20 protein-coding genes are annotated in these 18,165 nt (G+C 64.6%); 12 read left to right on the forward strand and 8 right to left on the reverse strand.

Going from position 1 to position 18,165, the window contains the following annotated elements:
- Positions 1 to 63 precede the first annotated feature (63 nt).
- Entirely contained in the window at positions 64 to 1,539 is a 1,476-nt protein-coding gene (locus tag CSQ99_RS02035) for an MFS transporter (RefSeq protein ID WP_099037385.1), read from the forward strand.
- A gap of 8 nt (positions 1,540 to 1,547) precedes the next feature.
- On the opposite strand, the gene CSQ99_RS02040 is transcribed toward CSQ99_RS02035, so the two are convergent.
- Complete coding sequence (locus tag CSQ99_RS02040) at positions 1,548 to 1,997, reverse strand: type II toxin-antitoxin system Rv0910 family toxin (RefSeq protein ID WP_099037598.1); 450 nt, start codon at positions 1,995 to 1,997, stop codon at positions 1,548 to 1,550.
- A gap of 376 nt (positions 1,998 to 2,373) precedes the next feature.
- Here CSQ99_RS02040 and CSQ99_RS02045 point away from each other — a divergent pair, with 376 nt between their 5' ends.
- From CSQ99_RS02045 to CSQ99_RS02060, 4 genes are read left to right on the forward strand one after another with little or no spacing between them, the layout of a single operon-like run.
- The gene (locus CSQ99_RS02045) at positions 2,374 to 3,492 is read left to right on the forward strand and encodes an ABC transporter ATP-binding protein (RefSeq protein ID WP_099037386.1); all 1,119 of its coding nucleotides are present in this window, start codon (positions 2,374 to 2,376) and stop codon (positions 3,490 to 3,492) included.
- Positions 3,493 to 3,548: 56 nt separating this feature from the next.
- Positions 3,549 to 4,736, forward strand: coding sequence for a polyamine ABC transporter substrate-binding protein (locus CSQ99_RS02050; RefSeq protein ID WP_099037387.1), 1,188 nt, complete (start codon positions 3,549 to 3,551; stop codon positions 4,734 to 4,736).
- A 4-nt stretch (positions 4,737 to 4,740) separates the two neighbouring features.
- Positions 4,741 to 5,616 (forward strand): ABC transporter permease, encoded by an 876-nt coding sequence (locus CSQ99_RS02055; RefSeq protein ID WP_099037388.1) that lies wholly within the window; start codon positions 4,741 to 4,743, stop codon positions 5,614 to 5,616.
- On the forward strand, positions 5,613 to 6,458 hold the full coding sequence (locus CSQ99_RS02060) for an ABC transporter permease (protein ID WP_099037389.1): 846 nt from the start codon (positions 5,613 to 5,615) through the stop codon (positions 6,456 to 6,458). Before CSQ99_RS02055 ends, CSQ99_RS02060 begins: the two co-directional genes overlap by 4 nt.
- Here the strand turns inward: CSQ99_RS02060 and CSQ99_RS02065 are convergent, their stop codons facing one another.
- Together CSQ99_RS02065 and CSQ99_RS02070 are read right to left on the reverse strand one after the other, a co-directional pair.
- Positions 6,459 to 6,806 carry a hypothetical protein gene (locus CSQ99_RS02065; protein WP_099037390.1) on the reverse strand — a complete coding sequence of 116 codons (348 nt, stop codon included), beginning with the start codon at positions 6,804 to 6,806 and terminating at the stop codon, positions 6,459 to 6,461.
- A 13-nt stretch (positions 6,807 to 6,819) separates the two neighbouring features.
- Positions 6,820 to 7,692: an EamA family transporter gene (locus CSQ99_RS02070; protein ID WP_099037391.1), complete on the reverse strand. Its 873-nt coding sequence runs from the start codon at positions 7,690 to 7,692 to the stop codon at positions 6,820 to 6,822.
- A gap of 1,291 nt (positions 7,693 to 8,983) precedes the next feature.
- Between CSQ99_RS02070 and CSQ99_RS02080 the strand changes: the two genes are divergently transcribed.
- Positions 8,984 to 9,892 carry a LysR family transcriptional regulator gene (locus CSQ99_RS02080; RefSeq protein ID WP_099037393.1) on the forward strand — a complete coding sequence of 303 codons (909 nt, stop codon included), beginning with the start codon at positions 8,984 to 8,986 and terminating at the stop codon, positions 9,890 to 9,892.
- Between the two features lie 16 nt (positions 9,893 to 9,908).
- Here the strand turns inward: CSQ99_RS02080 and CSQ99_RS02085 are convergent, their stop codons facing one another.
- From CSQ99_RS02085 to CSQ99_RS02095, 3 genes are all read right to left on the reverse strand, one after another.
- Positions 9,909 to 10,223 carry a hypothetical protein gene (locus tag CSQ99_RS02085; protein ID WP_245908632.1) on the reverse strand — a complete coding sequence of 105 codons (315 nt, stop codon included), beginning with the start codon at positions 10,221 to 10,223 and terminating at the stop codon, positions 9,909 to 9,911.
- A complete protein-coding gene (locus CSQ99_RS02090) occupies positions 10,129 to 10,362 on the reverse strand; it encodes a DUF6400 family protein (protein ID WP_099037394.1) in 234 nt (77 codons plus the stop codon). The genes CSQ99_RS02085 and CSQ99_RS02090 overlap by 95 nt, the downstream gene beginning before the upstream one ends.
- Positions 10,363 to 10,514: 152 nt before the next feature.
- Positions 10,515 to 11,909: a xylulokinase gene (locus tag CSQ99_RS02095; protein ID WP_176560833.1), complete on the reverse strand. Its 1,395-nt coding sequence runs from the start codon at positions 11,907 to 11,909 to the stop codon at positions 10,515 to 10,517.
- Between the two features lie 157 nt (positions 11,910 to 12,066).
- On the opposite strand from CSQ99_RS02095, the gene CSQ99_RS02100 reads away from it, so the two are divergent.
- The 3 genes from CSQ99_RS02100 (at position 12,067) to CSQ99_RS02110 (ending at position 14,098) form a co-directional block, all read left to right on the forward strand.
- A complete protein-coding gene (locus tag CSQ99_RS02100; RefSeq protein WP_099037600.1) occupies positions 12,067 to 12,573 on the forward strand; it encodes a DUF6328 family protein in 507 nt (168 codons plus the stop codon).
- A 36-nt stretch (positions 12,574 to 12,609) separates the two neighbouring features.
- The gene (locus CSQ99_RS02105; RefSeq protein ID WP_099037396.1) at positions 12,610 to 13,500 is read left to right on the forward strand and encodes a DoxX family protein; all 891 of its coding nucleotides are present in this window, start codon (positions 12,610 to 12,612) and stop codon (positions 13,498 to 13,500) included.
- Positions 13,501 to 13,606: 106 nt separating this feature from the next.
- Entirely contained in the window at positions 13,607 to 14,098 is a 492-nt protein-coding gene (locus tag CSQ99_RS02110; protein WP_099037397.1) for an RDD family protein, read from the forward strand.
- A gap of 12 nt (positions 14,099 to 14,110) precedes the next feature.
- Here the strand turns inward: CSQ99_RS02110 and CSQ99_RS02115 are convergent, their stop codons facing one another.
- Positions 14,111 to 15,574: a GntP family permease gene (locus CSQ99_RS02115; protein WP_099037398.1), complete on the reverse strand. Its 1,464-nt coding sequence runs from the start codon at positions 15,572 to 15,574 to the stop codon at positions 14,111 to 14,113.
- Positions 15,574 to 16,074 (reverse strand): gluconokinase, encoded by a 501-nt coding sequence (locus CSQ99_RS02120; RefSeq protein ID WP_099037399.1) that lies wholly within the window; start codon positions 16,072 to 16,074, stop codon positions 15,574 to 15,576. The genes CSQ99_RS02115 and CSQ99_RS02120 overlap by 1 nt, the downstream gene beginning before the upstream one ends.
- A 124-nt stretch (positions 16,075 to 16,198) precedes the next feature.
- Here CSQ99_RS02120 and CSQ99_RS02125 point away from each other — a divergent pair, with 124 nt between their 5' ends.
- From CSQ99_RS02125 to CSQ99_RS02135, 3 genes are read left to right on the forward strand one after another with little or no spacing between them, the layout of a single operon-like run.
- On the forward strand, positions 16,199 to 16,927 hold the full coding sequence (locus CSQ99_RS02125) for a FadR/GntR family transcriptional regulator (RefSeq protein WP_099037400.1): 729 nt from the start codon (positions 16,199 to 16,201) through the stop codon (positions 16,925 to 16,927).
- A 15-nt stretch (positions 16,928 to 16,942) separates the two neighbouring features.
- Positions 16,943 to 17,830 carry an SCO6745 family protein gene (locus tag CSQ99_RS02130; RefSeq protein WP_099037401.1) on the forward strand — a complete coding sequence of 296 codons (888 nt, stop codon included), beginning with the start codon at positions 16,943 to 16,945 and terminating at the stop codon, positions 17,828 to 17,830.
- 5 nt (positions 17,831 to 17,835) lie between these two features.
- Positions 17,836 to 18,165 (forward strand): YnfA family protein, encoded by a 330-nt coding sequence (locus tag CSQ99_RS02135; protein WP_245908634.1) that lies wholly within the window; start codon positions 17,836 to 17,838, stop codon positions 18,163 to 18,165.

Raw genomic sequence — 18,165 nt, forward strand, 5'->3', positions numbered from 1 at the left:
CGCCCAGGCCGAGGCACATAATCGAGGACGAAACCAAAGATGAGCTAACGATCGGAGTGGTGCGTGGTCGACGCCGATGCGACCCGGTCGACCACGCCCGGCGATTCGAGCAGGCGGTCGAGGCTGCTTGTCGCGGGGTTGAGCATCGTGGTTCTGACGGTCGCCGTCTTGCAGACGGCCGTGGTCCCCGTGCTGGGCGTCATCGCCGATCAACTTCAGGCGTCCGACGTTGCGGTCAGCTGGGCGGTGACCGCCAACCTGCTCGCCGCAATCGCCCTGACTCCGTTGATCGGCCGCCTCGCCGATCTGCACAGCAAGAAACCCGTACTGCTGATCGTCCTTGTCGTCGTCCTCCTCGGTTCGCTGCTCGCGGCAACCACGACGTCGCTGCCGCTACTCATCGTCGCCCGTGTTCTCCAGGCCACCTCCTACGCGCTGTATCCGGTGGGCATCGCGATCCTGCGGGAGGAACTGCCCGAGGACCGACTGATGTCGGCGATGGCGGTGATGTCGGGCACGCTGGGCTTCGGCGGCGGGACCGGTCTCGTGGTGGTGGGGCTGTTGATGAGCGGTGATGCGGGCTACCACCGGGTGTTCTGGCTGACCACAGCGTTCACCGTCGTCGTCATCGTGATCGCTGTGATCGTCGTCCCCCGTCGGCCACGGGCCACCACCGGGACGATCGACTGGCTGGGCGCGGTCGGGATCGCAACGGGGCTTTCGGCGGTCCTGCTTGCGCTCACCCAGGGGCAGTCATGGGGCTGGACGTCGCCGGCGACGCTCGGGTGCGCGGCGGGCGGTCTGGTCGTGCTCGTCGGTTGGTGGATGTGGGAGCGACGCGCCAAGCAGCCGCTGGTGTCGACCGCGATGCTGAAGCGGCGCCCGATACTGCTCACCAACCTCGCCACCGTTTTCGTCGGAATGGGCCTGTATTTCGCCTTTCTCGGCTTGACGCAGTTTGTCCAAATACCAAGGGAAGCAGCAGGATATGGCTTCGGCGCGACGGTACTCGAGGCCAGCGTGGTCTTCCTGTTGCCCGGGGTGGTCGCGGGTTTCCTCATCGCCTTGTTCAGCGGCCGGTTCATCGACCGCTTCGGTGCTCGCCCCGTCCTGATGGTCGCGGCCGTCGCGGGGATCGCCGGGTTTCTGTTCATCGCATTCGCTCACTCGCAGGCGTGGCAGGTGATGGTCGCGGGCATTCTCGCCAACGCCTACATCAGTCTGGGCTACGGGGCGCTGCCCGCGTTGGTCGTCAGTGAGGTCGGGGCCGGCGAGACGGGTATCGCCACGAGCATGAACGCGATAGCCAGGACGATCGGGAGCTCGACCGCAGCGGCGCTGGTTGCGGTGCTGCTCAGCCGGGTGGTCGCCGGTACGGATGTGCCGATGGAGAGCAGCTTCTTCATCATCTTCATCGGCGGTGCGGTGACGGCCGCGCTGGCCATGGCGCTCATCGTGTTTTCGCATCTGGGCGCACCCGAACCGGAATCCGTGGAGGCGCGCTACGAATCCCGTGCCATGAACCACGAATGGGGCTGAGCGCCAACTCAGCGCAGGGCGGCCAGGTTCGTCACGGATCTGCGGACGTCGGACTCGAGGACCTTGGCGACCAGGCTGCCGATGGGGGTGTTGAGCAGGCCGCCGGTGAGATCGGCGATCACCTGGAATTCGGAGCCGGAGGCGACATCGGCGGAAGAGCCAGGTATCTCCTTCACGCACAGGCGCAGCGCGATGCAGACCGCCGGTTTTCCGCGGCCAACCAATTCGATCGCCTTCGGCTCGTCGTAGCGGGTGACACGCCAGTGGATGGTGTTGCGGAACCCCTTCACCTTGATCGCGGACGACACCGTGGTGCCGACCTCGACCTGCGGAGGAACGGGGCTCTTCCATCCGCCGAAGATAGTGAGCCATTCGTCGAACCGGCTCAGATCGGACGCGAGTTCCCACGCCTTCTCTGGACTGAGATCGGACGACACCGAGACATCCACTCCTGCCATGTCCACTCACTACCCGGGCATGCCATTGGGATAAACGAGTGATCAGATTTCGCCGACCCAGCGGCGAACGGTGCGAAACTGATCATGCGTGCTGCGGCGCACCCCAACCAGCCGGCTGCTGGACCAGTCCGGCCGCGGGTCTGCATGCTCTCGCTGTAGCGGATTCATTCGGTTTTCGGCGTAGCTGACGAAGGATTCGATTGTCGATATGTAAATTCGTTGCGGAATCGCTTGCGAAGGTCAGCATGATCGGCGATTGTTTATCCACAGCTTCTGGGGCTTCTGAGGAGGATCCGCTCTGACCGGCTCACACACCACCGCCGTAGACCAATCGACGGGACAACACGCGGCCGACCGCGCCAAGGGCGGCCCGGTCATCGAGATCGACCATGTCACCAAGCGCTTCTCGGACTATGTAGCGGTCACCGAGGCGGACTTCTCCATCGCCTCGGGTGAGTTCTTCTCGCTGCTCGGCCCGTCCGGCTGCGGAAAGACGACCACCCTGCGGATGATCGCGGGTTTCGAGACTCCGACCGAGGGGGCCATCAGGCTCGAGGGGGTCGACGTTTCGCGGGTGCCGCCGCACAAACGCAACGTCAACACCGTGTTCCAGCACTACGCGCTGTTCCCGCACATGTCGGTGTGGGACAACGTCGCGTACGGACCACGAAGCCGCAAGTTGGAAAAGGCCGACGTCCGTAAGCGGGTCGACGAACTGCTGGAGGTCGTCCGTCTGACGGACTTCGCCGAGCGCAGGCCCGCCCAACTGTCGGGCGGCCAGCAGCAGCGTGTCGCACTGGCCCGTGCGCTCGTGAACTATCCGAGCGCGCTGCTTCTCGACGAACCGCTCGGCGCGCTGGACCTCAAACTGCGCCATGCGATGCAGTTCGAGCTGAAGCGCATTCAGCGCGAGGTCGGGATCACGTTCGTCTACGTGACCCACGACCAGGAGGAAGCGCTGACGATGAGCGATCGCATCGCGGTCATGAACGCAGGCAATGTCGATCAGATCGGCTCGCCGACCGAGATCTACGACCGCCCCGCGACGGTGTTCGTCGCCAGCTTCATCGGGCAGGCCAACTTGTGGGCGGGTCGGCAGACCGGTCGCACGAACCGCGACTTCGTCGAAGTCGACGTTCTCGGATCAACATTGAAGGCCCGCCCCGGTGACACCACGATCGAGCCGGGCGGCCACGCGACGTTGATGGTGAGACCGGAACGCGTCCGCGTGTCGGTCGACGCGCCGACCGGAGACGTGGCGACCGTGGCCGCGACGGTCAAGGATCTGACGTTTCAGGGTCCGGTGGTGCGGCTGTTGCTGGCGGCACCGGATGATTCGACGATCGTCGCCCACGTCGGCCCTGAGCAGGAGCTGCCGATGCTGCGTCCCGGCGACCAGGTGCACGTGGGCTGGGCTCCCGATGCGTCGCTGGTCCTGCCCGCCGCGGACATCCCCACCGCCGAAGATCTCGAAGAGATGCTCGACGACTCCTAATCAAGCGTCCCTGAACGCCTGTCCCCTGTTTTACACCGACGAAAGGCACAGTCGCCATGTCCTCCAAGAACATCGATCTCGAACTGGCCGCCCGCCTCGCCGCCAACCGAACATCCCGTCGCCGGTTCATCGGCGGTGGTGCCGCCGCGGCGGCTGCGCTGGCACTCGGTCCGTCCTTCCTCGCCGCATGTAGTTCGGACGGCGGCGGGTCCGGCGAAACGTCCGCGCAGGACGGTGGTCCGGCGAGCGGCACACTGCGGGTCTCGAACTGGCCGCTGTACATGGCCGATGGCTTCGTGGCCGCCTTCCAGACCGCGTCCGGCATCACGGTGGACTACAAGGAAGACTTCAACGACAACGAGCAGTGGTTCGCCAAGAACAAGGAACCGTTGTCACGCAAGCAGGACATCGGCGCCGATCTGGCAGTGCCGACCACGTTCATGGCGGTGCGGTTGCACCAACTCGGCTGGCTCAACGACATCAGCGATGCCGGCTGGTCCAACAAGAAGAATCTGAGGCCCGACCTGCTCGAAGCCAGCGTCGATCCCGAGCGCAAGTTCAGCGCGCCGTACATGTCCGGTCTCGTCGGGCTGGCCTACAACCGCGCGGCCACGGGCCGTGACATCACAAGGATCGAGGATCTGTGGGATCCGGCGTTCAAGGGCCGCGTCAGCCTGTTCTCCGATGCGCAGGACGGGCTCGGAATGATCATGCTGAACCAGGGCAATTCTCCCGAGGACCCCAGCACCGAGAGTGTGCAGCAGGCAGTCGATCTGGTCCGTGAGCAGAAGGACAAGGGTCAGATCAGGCGCTTCACGGGCAACGATTACGCCGACGATCTTGCGGCGGGCAACATCGCTGTCGCGCAGGCCTATTCGGGCGACGTCGTACAGCTGCAGGCGGACAATCCGGACCTGCAATTCGTGGTTCCGGAGTCAGGGGCGACGACCTTCGTCGACACCATGGTCATCCCCTACACCACGAAGAACCAGAGTGCCGCCGAGGCGTGGATCAACTACATCTACGACCGGGCCAACTACGCCAAGCTGGTCTCCTTCGTGCAGTACGTCCCGGTGCTCTCCGACATGACCGAGGAATTGGAGAAGATCGATCCGGCCTCGGCGAGCAATCCGCTGATCAATCCGTCGCCGGAGATCCTGGCGAAGTCGAAGGGCTGGGCGGCGCTGTCCGACGAGCAGACTTTGGAATACAACACCTTGTACGCAGCAGTCACCGGCGGCTGACCGGATGGCAGGTGTAGCCAGCAGCAGTCGGCAGCGGAGCAAGATCGCTCCGTATCTGATGGTCCTGCCGGCGCTCGTGTACCTCGGAATCTTTTTCGTGGTGCCGTTCTTCACACTGGCGCGGACGTCGCTGTCGTCCTCCGGCGGTTCGGTGTACATGCCGGAGCTGACGTTTGGCTGGAACTTCGCCAACTATTCCGACGCGTTCAGCTTGTACCGCGATCAAATCCTGCGTTCCCTCGGCTACGCATTCGTCGCCACCATCCTGTGTCTGCTGCTGGCGTTTCCGTTGGCTTACGTCATCGCTTTCAAGGCGGGCCGATACAAGAACCTGATCCTCGGGCTGGTGATTCTTCCGTTTTTCGTCACGTTCTTGATTCGCACCATCGCGTGGAAGACGATCCTGGCCGACGAGGGTTGGGTGGTCCAAGCGTTGGGAACCATCGGAATGCTGCCCGACGAGGGCAGGCTGCTTTCGACGAGTTGGGCAGTGATCGGGGGCCTCACCTACAACTGGATCATCTTCATGATCCTGCCGCTGTACGTGAGCCTCGAGAAGATCGACCCGCGGTTGATCGAGGCGTCGAAGGATCTGTACTCGTCGAACGTTCGCAGCTTCACGAAAGTCATTCTGCCGCTGTCAATGCCCGGTGTCCTCGCAGGAAGCCTGCTGACGTTCATCCCCGCAATCGGCGACTTCATCAACGCCGACTATTTGGGGAGTACGCAGACCACGATGATCGGAAACGTCATCCAAAAGCAGTTCCTCGTGGTCAAGGATTACCCCGCCGCGGCGGCTCTGAGCCTCATGTTGATGCTCATCATCCTGAACGGGGTGCTGCTGTACACCCGGGCACTTGGCACGGAGGACCTGGTATGACCGTCGCCGCCATGGAGTCCGCCACCAGTCCGAAACCGGCCAAGACGGTCAAGGGCTTTCCCCGGTGGGGTGATCTCCTACTGCGCGCCGCCGCCGGGTTGGTGCTGCTCTACCTCTTCGTGCCGATATTCGTCATCGTTCTGTTCTCGTTCAACAAGCCCGCGGGCAAGTTCAACTACACGTGGCAGGGCTTCACACTGGAGAACTGGGCGGACCCCTTCAAGTACCCGCCGCTTACCGAGGCGCTGGTGTTGAGCCTCAACGTCGCTGCCGTCTCCACGGCGATCGCGCTGGTGCTCGGCACCCTGGTGGCGATCGCCCTGGTTCGGCAACGCTGGCGGGGTAAGAGCGCCGTCGACACCTTCCTCATCATTCCGCTCACCGCACCGGAAGTCGTGATGGGTGCGGCGTTGCTGACGCTGTTTCTCGACCTCGGGTGGGCCGCGGGTTATACGACCATCCTGATTGCCCACATCGCCTTTGAGGTCAGCTTCATCGCGATGACCGTGCGGGCCCGGGTGCGAGGGTTCGACTGGACGCTGGAAGACGCGTCGTTGGACCTCGGCGCCAGTCCGTTGCGCACGTTCTTCAAAGTAACGCTGCCGCTGATCATTCCGGGCATCGTCGCGGCGGCGATGCTGTCGTTCGCCCTGTCGCTGGATGACTTCATCATCACCTACTTCGTCAGCGGATCGGCGGTGACCTACCCGCTCTATGTGAACGCCGCCGTCAAGGCCGCGGTGCCGCCCCAGATCAATGTGCTGGCGACCGCGATCCTGGTGATCAGCCTGATTCTGCTGGCGGCGGGAACGTTGCTGCGACGCAAGAGGTTCGAGGGCTGACTAGAGCTTGACGGCTACTGACACGCGGCCGGCGGCGTCGCGGTTGGCCACGGCGTGGCCGGTGCGATCTGAGCCATCGAATTTCACCAGGGTGATCTCGCCGCCGTCGCCGAGAAAGTTGCGCCACCACGTCTTCTTGTCCGGCGACATGACGTTGATGACGATCCCGTCGCCGGTGCGCCGATAGCCGATCGGTGTCTCGATCGTTCTGCCTGAACGGCGCCCCACGTATCGGACGTTGATCATGGCTTTGCGGACCACACCTCCAACGACCGGTGCATCGATGAGAGCGACGAAGAGTTTGTTCATGAGTCCGACGATCGGCGACCCGTAGAATCCGCTAGCCATCCACCGAGCGTAGCTAGGAGTTCACCTCGGCGGGTACTGGCGCTGGCGTGCGGGTCCCGCTGCGGGCCGCGCCGATCCCTGCGGCCACCACGAGACAGATCCCGACGACCCCTACACTGCCTGGCTCCTGGTGCAGGACGATGAGGCCGACCACCATCGCGAACGCGGGCTCGAGCGCCATCAGCGTCCCGAACGCGGCAGTGGTCAGCCTCCGCAATGCCAGCAGCTCGAGCGCGAACGGCACGACAGGAAGCAGGATCGCTAGGCCAATGCCGATCAGCAGGATCTCGGGAGTCATCCGGTCGAACACCGCGGGGCCGACCGTGACGGTGGCGACCAGTCCGGCAACGGGCATCGACACCGCGAGGCCGTTGATGCCCGCAACCTGATCACCGACGCGCTGGGTCAGCAGGATGTAGGTGGCCCAGCACGCGGCGGCCCCCAGCGCGAACATGACGCCGACCGCATCGATGACGCCCGCCCACGGCTGGGTGAGCAGCACGACACCGACCGCAGCCAGGCCCGGCCAGACGAACCGCTGCCTGCCCTTGCCATGTGCCACCGCGACGCAAAGCGGTCCGAGGAACTCAATGGCGCTCGCGGTGCCCAACGGGATGCGGTCCAGCGCGGCCATGAACAGCAGCGTGACCGCCGCGGTGACCACGCCGAGCACGACACACATCAAGAAGCTGGACCGGGTGAACGCCGAGCGCTTCGGTCGCACAATGAGCAGCAGTAGAATTCCGGCCCACGCCAATCGCAGCCACGCCGCGCCTTCGACACCGATTCGGTCGATCAACGTCACCGCGATCGCGAGGCCCAGCTGAACGCAGAGCATCGAGCCCAATGCCATGAAGGCTCCGGTGCGCGCCTGGTTCGTGGTCACTCCTGCATTGAACGGGACCCGTACCGTTCACGTCCACATGATTTTCTTGGACATACCGTTCATCAATCGTGAACGATTTCAGGTCCCCCGGCCGCCGCTGCCCAGCGACATCACAGCGGAATCCATTGTCCGAGAAACCAAAATCCCCACGCTTGACCGTTCCCAGCCGGCATCGGTGTGACCTGCCGGCCATTCCAGTTGAATGGTTGATGATCCTGACGACCGTGGTCGATGCCCCTTGCCTGCCAGTTGGGGCCGGCTCCCGGCTGATTGTGTCCAGGTTGGTTGGGCCCTCCAGGTCGATTGGGTCCACAAGACGGCGAGTTAGGCGTCCCGCAGCCACCGGGTTGCGCAACCGCAGACCCGAGTCCGACACCCAGTACCCCAGCAATCGCGATGCCCCCAGCCAGTACAGCTGCACCCACCGTTCGTTTGAAATCCATTCCGTCAGCTCCTTTTTCGTGTGGCGTCGTTCGCCAACCCGAATGCTAGGAGCAAAATATTGGACTTCTCGATGGTGACCCTAGGTGTGAGCTGTGTCCCGTTGGGCGCCAGGATATTCGCGTGCGGCGCCAGCGGACTGCGTCAGTTGCCGCAAATGCCTTCTCGGCTACGCGTCAGGGGTGGGCACGCTTTGAACGTGTTATGTACGTCATCCGAGAGAGTGGCGGCAGTGCCACTTTTCGCAGGCTACCGATGCAGCCGGTACACAGGAAAAACACACGTAGCCGACAGGTCGCTCTTAACGACCGGGCCTATGTTCACAATGCTGCAACCAATGCCCCGAAGACTCCCCCCAATCGATTCTGAGGGGCGGCGGTGCAGCCAAGGAGGTGACTCGTCTGAGCCACCTCAGCGAGGCGGCACGCGAGCGGAACCCCCCGTCGCTCGCGTGCCGCATTTTGCTCTTCTGGGTTGATTCGCCTTGCTGCCAACAATTTTGAGCCGTCCGAGCACCTTCTTGCATGGCGCGGACATAGCCGGGACATAGCCCGAACATAGCGCTTCTACCGGTGGAGGTGCCATGTCGGCTTCAAGCTTTCCGCAGGTGTTGAGAAGTACATTGATCGCGACGTCCTGAACAACGTCGGTGTCGGCTAAACGAACGCGGGCGTTGTTCACCATTATCGCGATCACGATGTACTGCCCCTCGATGGAGTCGTCACTTACGAGTGGCGATTGGTGGTCACAATTCCCGATATTCGGCGGCTGACGCTTCAGGTCCGGGCATTGCTTGAGAGGCCCGCGGGATCTGAGAATATTTGTTCATAAATCGTGAACAATTGCCGTTGTGGACACCCGGCGGCTCCAACTTCTGCTCTCGCTTTCGCGCCTGGGCTCGATGCGCGCGGTGGCCGATGCGCACCACCTCACAACGTCCACGGTGTCGCAGCAGATCGCCGCGCTCGCAAAGGAAGCCGGTGCGCAACTGATCGAACCCGACGGTCGTCGGGTTCGGCTCACCCCAGCGGGCGTTCGCCTGGCCGACCACGCGGTCACAATTCTCGCCGCCATCGACAGTGCGCGTCTGGACCTGGACCCGGACGCCGAACCGTCGGGAACAGTGCGCGTCGGCGGCTTCGCCACCGGCATCCGGGTGTCGCTCTTGCCGATCGTGGCCGATCTCGCCGAACAATATCCAGAGGTCCGCCTGGTGATCAGCGAGTACGAGCCCATCGAGGCGTTCGCGTTGTTGACCGACGACGACCTCGACCTGGCGCTCACCTACGACTACAACCTGGCCCCCGCGTCGCCCAACCAGGTGCTTCAGACGGAGCCACTCTGGTCGATCACGTGGGGGCTGGCCGTTCCTTCGAGCTTTCCCGACGGCCCGGCCGACATCGCTGCGTATGCGGAACAGACGTGGATTGTCAACTCCCGCAATACCGCTGACGAAACCGCCGTTCGGACGTTGGCCTCACTCGCAGGATTCGCACCTCGCATCGCGCACGAGATCGACAGCCTCGACCTCGTCGAGGACCTGATCGTCGCCGGGTTTGGCGTCGGCCTCTTGCCCATGGGACGACCGACGAGCAACGGCGTCAAGGTGCTACCCCTCTCGCAGCCAGAAGCCGTTCTGACCGCATACGCCGTGACCCGCCGCGGTAGGGCCGAATGGCCACCACTGAGGGCGGTTCTGGATCGAATGCGACCTCCGCCTGGAGCGGGGCTGCCGCGTCCGCGATGGCCTCGCCCCTAGCCGGACGACTAGGTGCTCAGGCCGCGCGGCGCTGCCGTCGTGAACGTCGGCGCGTGTCGGTCGACCACAGATGACCGCAGTCGGAGCACTGCAGGTGGACCACCATGCCCTCATTGCTCAGCAGGTACTGCCAGTGCGTGGCGCAGTTCTTGCGTTGGTGGCAGTCGTCGCATTTGGCGGCGTGGTCGCAACACGGGCAAGGCAGCCAGGCGCGTCGTGACCGGTCGGCAGTCGGATCAATCGGCAGCACGATGCACCACCCGACCCGGCAGGACGCCCGCTTCCACCAGGTCGTCGAAGATCCGTTGCTGTTCGTCGTCGAGATCGGCATACAGCATTTCTTCGGCCCGCTGCTCCTCGGCGAGCACCGCGGTCGGGTTCCAGTCGTCGCCGAGCGCCTCGAGCACGGCGCTGCGCCGTCGCGCCTCGTCGCGTGTCAGGTCATAGGCGAATTCGAGGTCGGCCCTCATGGCATCTCCAGCCGTTCGTAAGCAAAGCGAACGGTAAGGGTGACCTAACTAGGCGTGGTCCGGCAATGACCCACATCACACTTGAGGGTCGGAGTACGTCACATGTCTCGCGAGCCGAGCAACACCATCTGCGAGGTGTTCCCATGCGAAATTCATCGGCCGAGCGTCAGCGGCTCTGCGGCGCGGTATTGCTCGAGCACGTGCGGCGTGGGGTCCGCCGTGTACGTCGTGGTGATTCCAAACGACCATGCCGCAGGCGAAGCACTCTGGGTGAGTGCCCACGCGGCCTGCCGGGCGGCACCCAAAGCGACGTACTCCGCAGGCGTCGGCACATGCACGGGTGCGCCCCAGAGCGCGGGCGCGATATGCCGAACCGCCTCCGACCGCGCTCCCCCGCCCACCAGGATGATGCGGTTGACCTCGACCCCGTGCGCGGTGATCCGGTCGATGCAGTAGGCCATTGAACTGAGCAGTCCCTCGACGGCCGCGCGGGCAATGTTGGCGGCATTGAGGTTTCGAGTGGTCACGCCCTGCAGCGCGCCCGCCGCCTCCGGCAGGTTGGGCGACCGTTCACCTTCGAAGTACGGAATCAGCGTGAGCCCCTCGGCGCCGGCCTGAGCGGACATCGCCAACCGGTCCAGCTCGTCGAAGTCCACGCCGAGCATCGTGGCGACGGCTGCAAGCACCGGGGCTCCGTTGAGCGTGCAGACAAGCGGCAGTTGCCGTCCGGTGGCATCCGCGAAACCGGCCACGATGCCGTCGGGGTCGTGCGGCGCAACGTCACCGACCGCGCTCACGACCCCTGAGGTGCCGAGCGAGACGACGCAATCACCCGGGCCCGCACCCAATCCGAGTGCCGCCCCCGCGTTGTCCCCGGCGCCCGGCCCGAGAACCGCACCCGTCGGCATGGATCCGGCTGCCTGCGAAGGACCCAGGACGGTAGGAACTTCGGGCCGCCGGCCCCGCATCGCCATTTCGAGCAGATCGAGTTGATAGCTGTCGGACGCCGACGAGTAATAGCCGGTTCCGCTGGCATCGCTTCGGTCGGTGCGCAGATCGGCGATGTCGTCGGAACCGCTCAGCCGCCAGGTCAACCAGTCGTGCGGTAGGCACACCGCAGCCGTCGCATCGGCGTGCGCGGGTTCGTGATCGGCGAGCCAACGCAGTTTGGCCGCCGTGATCGCGGCGACAGGCACCACGCCGATGCGCTTTGCCCATTGGAGCGCACCCAATTCGGCGACGAGCGCATCGGCGGCTGCGCTCGATCGAGTGTCGTTCCACAGCAGTGCATCTCGCACGACTGCGCCAGCGCTGTCGAGACACACCATGCCGTGCTGCTGCGCGCCGACGGAGACCGCTGCCACGTCATCGAGTCCGCCCGCGGCGGCGGCGGCGGATTGCAGCGCCGTCCACCACTGCTGCGGATCGATTTCGGTGCCGTCCGGGTGCGGCGAGCTCGCCGACCGCACGACCGCGCCGGTGTCCGCGTCGCAAATGACGACCTTGCAGGACTGGGTGGATGAATCGATACCCGCGACGAGAGCCACGCAACCGACGCTACGCCGATGCATTCGGAGCGCGCAGCGGGCCGATCCACACAGGCGAAGGCTTGTGATCTGGTCGCGAATCGCATCCCCGCTGCGCTACCGCGCCGCATAACCTTTAATCAGGCACAGCTTGCTGGTTGTGGTGGGAGAATGCGCTGTGGCCAGCGAACACCCTGAGGCCGAAAGGCGTTGGGACGACGACCGCGACGAGACGGAAGCTCAACGGCTGGACCGAAACTGGTCGAGTCTGCTGCAGGAGTTGCGGGTCGCGCAGACCGGCGTCCAGTTGCTCACCGGTTTCCTACTCATCCTGCCTTTCCAGCCACGGTTCGGCGCCCTGGACGGCGTCATGCGCATGGTCTATCTCGTCACGGTCGGTTGTTCGATCGGGGCGACGGTGTTGTTGGTCGCTCCGGTCAGCATGCACCGCGTGCTGTTCCGGCGGCACAGACTCAAGACGTTGGTGGCCATCTCCCACAAGTACGCGACGGTCGGGATCATGTTGCTTGGCGCCGCCCTCGCCGGTGTCGCCGTGGTCATCTTCGACAGCGTGATCGGCAGGCCAGGCGCCTGGATCGCCGGCGGGTGCACGCTGCTGGCACTCGTCACGTTCTGGTACGCGTTGCCGCTACGGGATCGAGACTCGCGCGACACCTCGTACTGACGTTTGCGTCCCCACTGGCCGGGGAACACCTGGTCCATGTTGATCCGACGTGTCGCCCGACCGATGTTGTCAGCGGCCTTCATCGCCCGCGGCGTCGATGCCCTACGCAGCCCAAAACCCGCCGCCGATGCGGCCCGCCCCACGCTCGAGGGCCTGAGCAAGTTGCCCGATCCGGTCGGCACCAACATTCCGTCGAATGCCGAGACCGTGGCACGCGTCAACGCGGCGGTGCAGATCGGCGGCGGCCTGCTACTTGCCAGCGGAAAGCTGCCGCGGTTGGCTTCGGCGGCGCTAGCTCTCAGCGTGGTGCCGGGAAGCCTGGGCGGACATACTTTCTGGAACGAGACTGATCCACAACGCAAGGCCGACGAACGTCGCGCCTTCCTCACCGACATCAGCCTCATCGGTGGCCTCATCATCGCCGCCGTCGACACCGAGGGCAAGCCGTCGCTGGGGTGGCGCGGACGTCACGCCGCCCACAAGGTGTCCGACGCGGTCACCGCGGCGCTGCCGGTCGGCGCCGCGACCGGTGGGGCTCTTGCCGACAGCCAGCTCGCCGAAAAGGTAGGTCACGGCCTGCAGGTCGGCGCCGAACGTGGGCGTGAATTCGCGCATGTTGCCCGCGAACGGGGACCCGAGTTCGCCGAGCTGGCACGTAAACGCAGCGCCGAGATCGCCGATGTCGCCCGCGAACGGGGACCCGAGTTCGCCGAGCTGGCACGTAAACGCAGCGCCGAGATCGCCGACGTCGCCCGTGATCGCGGCTGGGAATGGGCCGATGTCGCCCGCGAGCGGGCACCGGAATTGGCCGAAACCGCACGTGATCGCGCAACAGATCTCGCCGACTCGGCGCGCTCTCAGGGACGTAGGCAGGTCAGGCAGGCGCGCAAGCAGATCAAGCAGGAGCGCAAGCGCCTGAGTTCATGATCATCGTGGGCTGAACAGGCGCGTTCCGTCAGATTCGGTTGTACATTGACTCCACCATCCCCGCGGTTGGATTCGCCTTCCGCGCAGCGGACGCGAGGAGTGCACGATGACAACCCCCGAGTACAACCCCCAGCCGGGTCAATACGGTGAGCACGGCGCCTATCCCCCTGTCGGAGGTCAGCAGCCCGGCGGATTGCTGTGGCGCTGGCTTGCCCGGGTCATCGACGGCATCTTGGTCGCCATCGTCAGCTACGCGCTGATCTTCCTCACCGACACGTTGTCGAACTTCTGGGCGACGGGCCTGTTCACCGGCGTGCTGACCTTCGTCTACTTCGTGGCCTTCGAGGTCTCCATGGGATCGACGCCCGGCAAAAAGCTGCTGGGCCTGAGCGTCCACGGTCCGGCCGGTGCGCCCAAACCGACGCCTGCGCAATCGGCGATCCGCAACTCGTGGACGCTGCTGCCGATCATCCCGTTCATCGGTGGGCTGCTTGGAGTCGTCGCGATCATCATCATCGCGGTAACCATCAATGGCAGCCCCACCAAGCAGGGCAAGCACGACGAACTCGCTGGCGGCACTCAGGTCGTCAAGGGCTGACGCGGGAGCCGATCAGGTTACGACCCACAGGGCCAGGGCTATCACGAATGCGGTGAGGCCCAGCGTCGTCTCCATCACGGTCCACGTCTTCAGCGTCGTCTTCACGTCCATCCCGAAGAAGCGACTCACCAGCCAGAAACCCGAGTCGTTGACGTGCGAGAGCACGGTTGCGCCCGCCGCGATGGCGACCACCAAGAGCGTCAGATGAAAACTGCTCAGGCTCGCTTCGGCGGCCGCGGCGCCAAGCAGGCCGGCAGTCGTCGTGATCGCGACGGTCGCGGAGCCCTGTGCGACGCGTAGCAACGTGGCGATGATGAATGCCTGGAGTATCAGGGACATTCCGAGGTTCGAAAGCGAGCTGCTCAGCGCATCTCCGATACCGCTCAATCGCAGCACGCCTCCGAACATGCCGCCGGCGCCGGTGATGAGGATGACCGTGCAGATCGGGCCGAGCGCGTTGTCGAAGATGTCGCTGACGTCGGCCATCGACCTGCCCCGCAATCCCAGTACGAGCGTGGCCACGAGCACAGTGATGAGCAACGCGACCGAGGTATTGCCGAGCAGCATCAGGTAGTCGGCCCAGGCCGCGCCCTCTTCGATGACGCCTGCGGTCGTCAGCGTCTTGAGCACGGTGTTGAACGAGATCAAGAAGAACGGCAGCAGCAAGATGCCGAGCACGGTAGCGAAGGCCGGAGCCGTTCGGGTCGGTGCCTGTGTCGCGGTGTGCCCGTCGCCACCGTCTCCGGTGGGTGCAACGCCGCCGCCGGAGACGTCGGGATCGGTGACCTTGTCGCGGCCACCATTCATTGGACCGAACAATGCCTCGGGGATGTCAACGTGTACGCGGTGTCCGATGAACTGGGAGACGAGATAGGCGCCGATGTACCAAGACACGACGGCAATGGGCGCGCCGACAAGCAGCGTCAGTCCGATGTTGGCTTCGAGCGCCTCCGCGGCGGCGACCGGTCCGGGGTGGGGTGGCACTATCGCGTGCATGGCGGCGAATGCGCCGGCGGCTGGGAACGCGTACAACAGAAGCGAGCCGCCGAAGCGCCGCGCGACAGTCATGATGATCGGCAGGAAGACCACAAGACCGGCATCGAAGAAGATCGGGAAGCCGAAGATCAACGCGGCGATACCAAGTGCAAGCGGAGCGCGCTTCTCACCGAACCTGCTGATCAGCGTGTCGGCGAGAATCTGTGCGCCGCCGGTTATCTCGAGGAGTCGGCCAATCATCACGCCGAAGCCGACCAATAGTGCCACCGACCCGATTGTGTTCGAGAAGCCGAAGGAGAGCGCATCGGGGACGTCGCCGACTGGAATGCCCGCGGCCAGTGCGGTCAGCACACTTACCAGTACGAGCGCCACGAACGCATGCAGCTTGACCTTCATGATCAAGAACAGCAGGACGGCGACTGCCACGACCGCGATCAGCAGCAGCGTTGTGACGCCGTATGCCGGTTCGATTGCTTCCACTAGGACTCCTGTTCGGTTGAAGCGACATAGGTTTCGACAATGGAATCGATGTTCTGGTCGACATCGATGGCGATACCGCGCTCGTCATCGCCGAGTGTTTCGAGCGTCTCGAACTGAGAGGCCAGCAGTGACGCGGGCATGAAATGGCCCGGGCGGCTGGCCTGCCGTTTGGCGATGACCTCCGGCGTGCCACTGAGATGGAGGAACTCGACATCGGGACAATGGCGGCGAAGCTGATCGCGGTATCTGCGCTTCAGCGCCGAGCAACTCATCACACCGCCGGTGCCGCAGCGCTCGGCCAGCCACTCCCCGATCGCTTCCAGCCAGGGAAAGCGGTCGTCGTCGTTGAGCGCTTCGCCCGCGGTCATTTTTGCGATGTTGGCCGGCGGATGAAAGTCGTCGGCGTCGGCGAACGGCACTCGGAGCCGCTGGGCCAGTGCCGCTCCGACCGTCGATTTACCTGACCCCGAGACGCCCATCGCCACGATTGGTGACGCCATCTATCCCACCTACCCAGTTGTGCTTGACGTCACACAGCATGCCTCAATAGTCATACGATTACAAGTATCTTTCGGAATCATATGGTTTTAATGCGTCCAGCAAATCCTATGACAAGATGTATAAGTGGTCTCCCAACCAATCGTCGGCGCTCTGCATGGTGGTCTTCTCACCGCCCTGGGCACCGCGATCGTGTCCGGGGAGTACTCGGCGGGCCAGGTGATCACGCTCGACGGGGTGAGCGCGCAGCACGGTGTGTCGCGAAGCGTCGTCCGCGAAGCCGTCCGGGTCCTCGAATCCATGGGCATGGTCGAATCGCGACGTCGGGTGGGCATCACGATCCTGCCTGCGGACAAATGGAACGTCTTCGACCCCATCGTGATTCGGTGGCGACTTGAATCGGGCGACCGGGCCGCACAGCTGCTGTCTCTGTCGGAGCTGCGGCGAGGCTTCGAGCCCGCCGCCGCGGCACTCGCGGCGCGTCGAGCCGATCCCCATCAGTGCAGGATCATGGCGGCCGCCGTATCGGACATGGTGGTGCATGGGCGGTCGGCCGACCTTGACGCCTACTTGCTGGCCGACAAGATTTTCCACCAGACAATGCTCGAGGCAAGTGGCAACGAGATGTTCCGCGCCTTGAACGGTGTGGTCGCCGAGGTGCTCACCGGACGCACCCATCACGGCATGATGCCCGAGGTACCCAACCCGGCCGCCATCGCATTGCACGACGAGGTGGCGCGTGCCATCAGGCTGCGTGACGAGGCGGCCGCCGAACGTGCCATGCGCGCGATCATCGACGAAGCGGCATCCGCTGTGACTGAAGAGTTTTCACCCTCAGGACCGCTGGAGCCGTAGTGGTTAACTGGGGGCATGGATAGGCAACCCAGACTGGCACGGCGCTTCTTCGATCGGCTCGAACCGATTCACGCCGTCACCTATTTCGCGCCCGAGGCCCGTGCCGCCCTCGACGGGCTCGGATATCGAGGTTTCTGGATGGGTTACTTCGCCGCCCGCTCGGCGCCGTTCGGTGTGGTGCCGGCGGAAGTGGTTGCCGCGGCGTTCTACAACTTCGCCCCCCACCGTGTCGCTAAGGCGTTACCGGCGGCGTGGGAGATCGCGTCGCCGGCCGACGCCCTGCGAGCTCGCGAGCAATCGGCGGTGGAAGCGCTTCGCCGCTACGGCGTCGGTGATGGCGACGATCTGGGAACGGCCGCGGAGCTGGCCGCCAAAGCTGCCCGAAGCGCTGCGCTGGACGGGCGTCCGCTGTTCGCCGCAAACCTGGCGTTGGACTGGCCTGAGGAGCCGGTGGCCAAGCTGTGGCATGCCGTCACGCTGCTGCGCGAACATCGCGGCGACGGACATGTGGCGGTGCTGTCGAGTGTGGGAGTCTCCGGTCGCGAGTGCAACGTCCTGCACGCCGCGGCGAACCGGGTGCCCAAGCAGATGATCATGCGCAGCCGCGACTACGACGACGAGCAATGGGCGCACTATCGCGACCGGCTGGTCCGTCGAGGCCTGCTCGATGGCGACGGACTCAGTTCGGCGGGACAGGAACTCAAACAGCGCATCGAGGACACCACCGATGCATTGGCGCTCGGTGCGCTGGATGCGCTCGACGACGACGAGGTGGAGGCGCTCTTCCGCAGTCTGACGCCCACGACCCGCAAGGTGGTGGCCGCCGGTGATGTCCCCGCGGCGACCCCGATGGGCCTGAGCCGAGACGACCTCGACGACGACAGCGCCCGATTGAGCGGCTGACGATCGTGACGGTGCTGAAGTCGATCGCCTTGTTCGTGTTGGCCGCGCTGCTGGAGATCGGCGGAGCGTGGCTGGTCTGGCAAGGCGTCCGTGAGCACAGGGGTCTGGCGTGGATCGGTGCCGGCGTGATCTTTTTGGGTGCATACGGGTTCGTCGCTGCATTTCAACCCGATCCGCACTTCGGGCGGGTCCTGGCGGCCTACGGCGGCGTCTTCATCGCCGGCTCACTGTTGTGGGGCATGGTCGCCGACGGCTTCCGGCCCGACCGTTGGGATGTGACGGGCGCCGTGGTGGCGCTGGTCGGGGTCGGCGTGATCATGTACGCGCCGCGCTGA

Origin of the sequence: Mycobacterium neglectum (assembly GCF_002591975.1) — a bacterium.
Classification (GTDB): Bacteria; Actinomycetota; Actinomycetes; order Mycobacteriales; family Mycobacteriaceae; genus Mycobacterium; species Mycobacterium neglectum.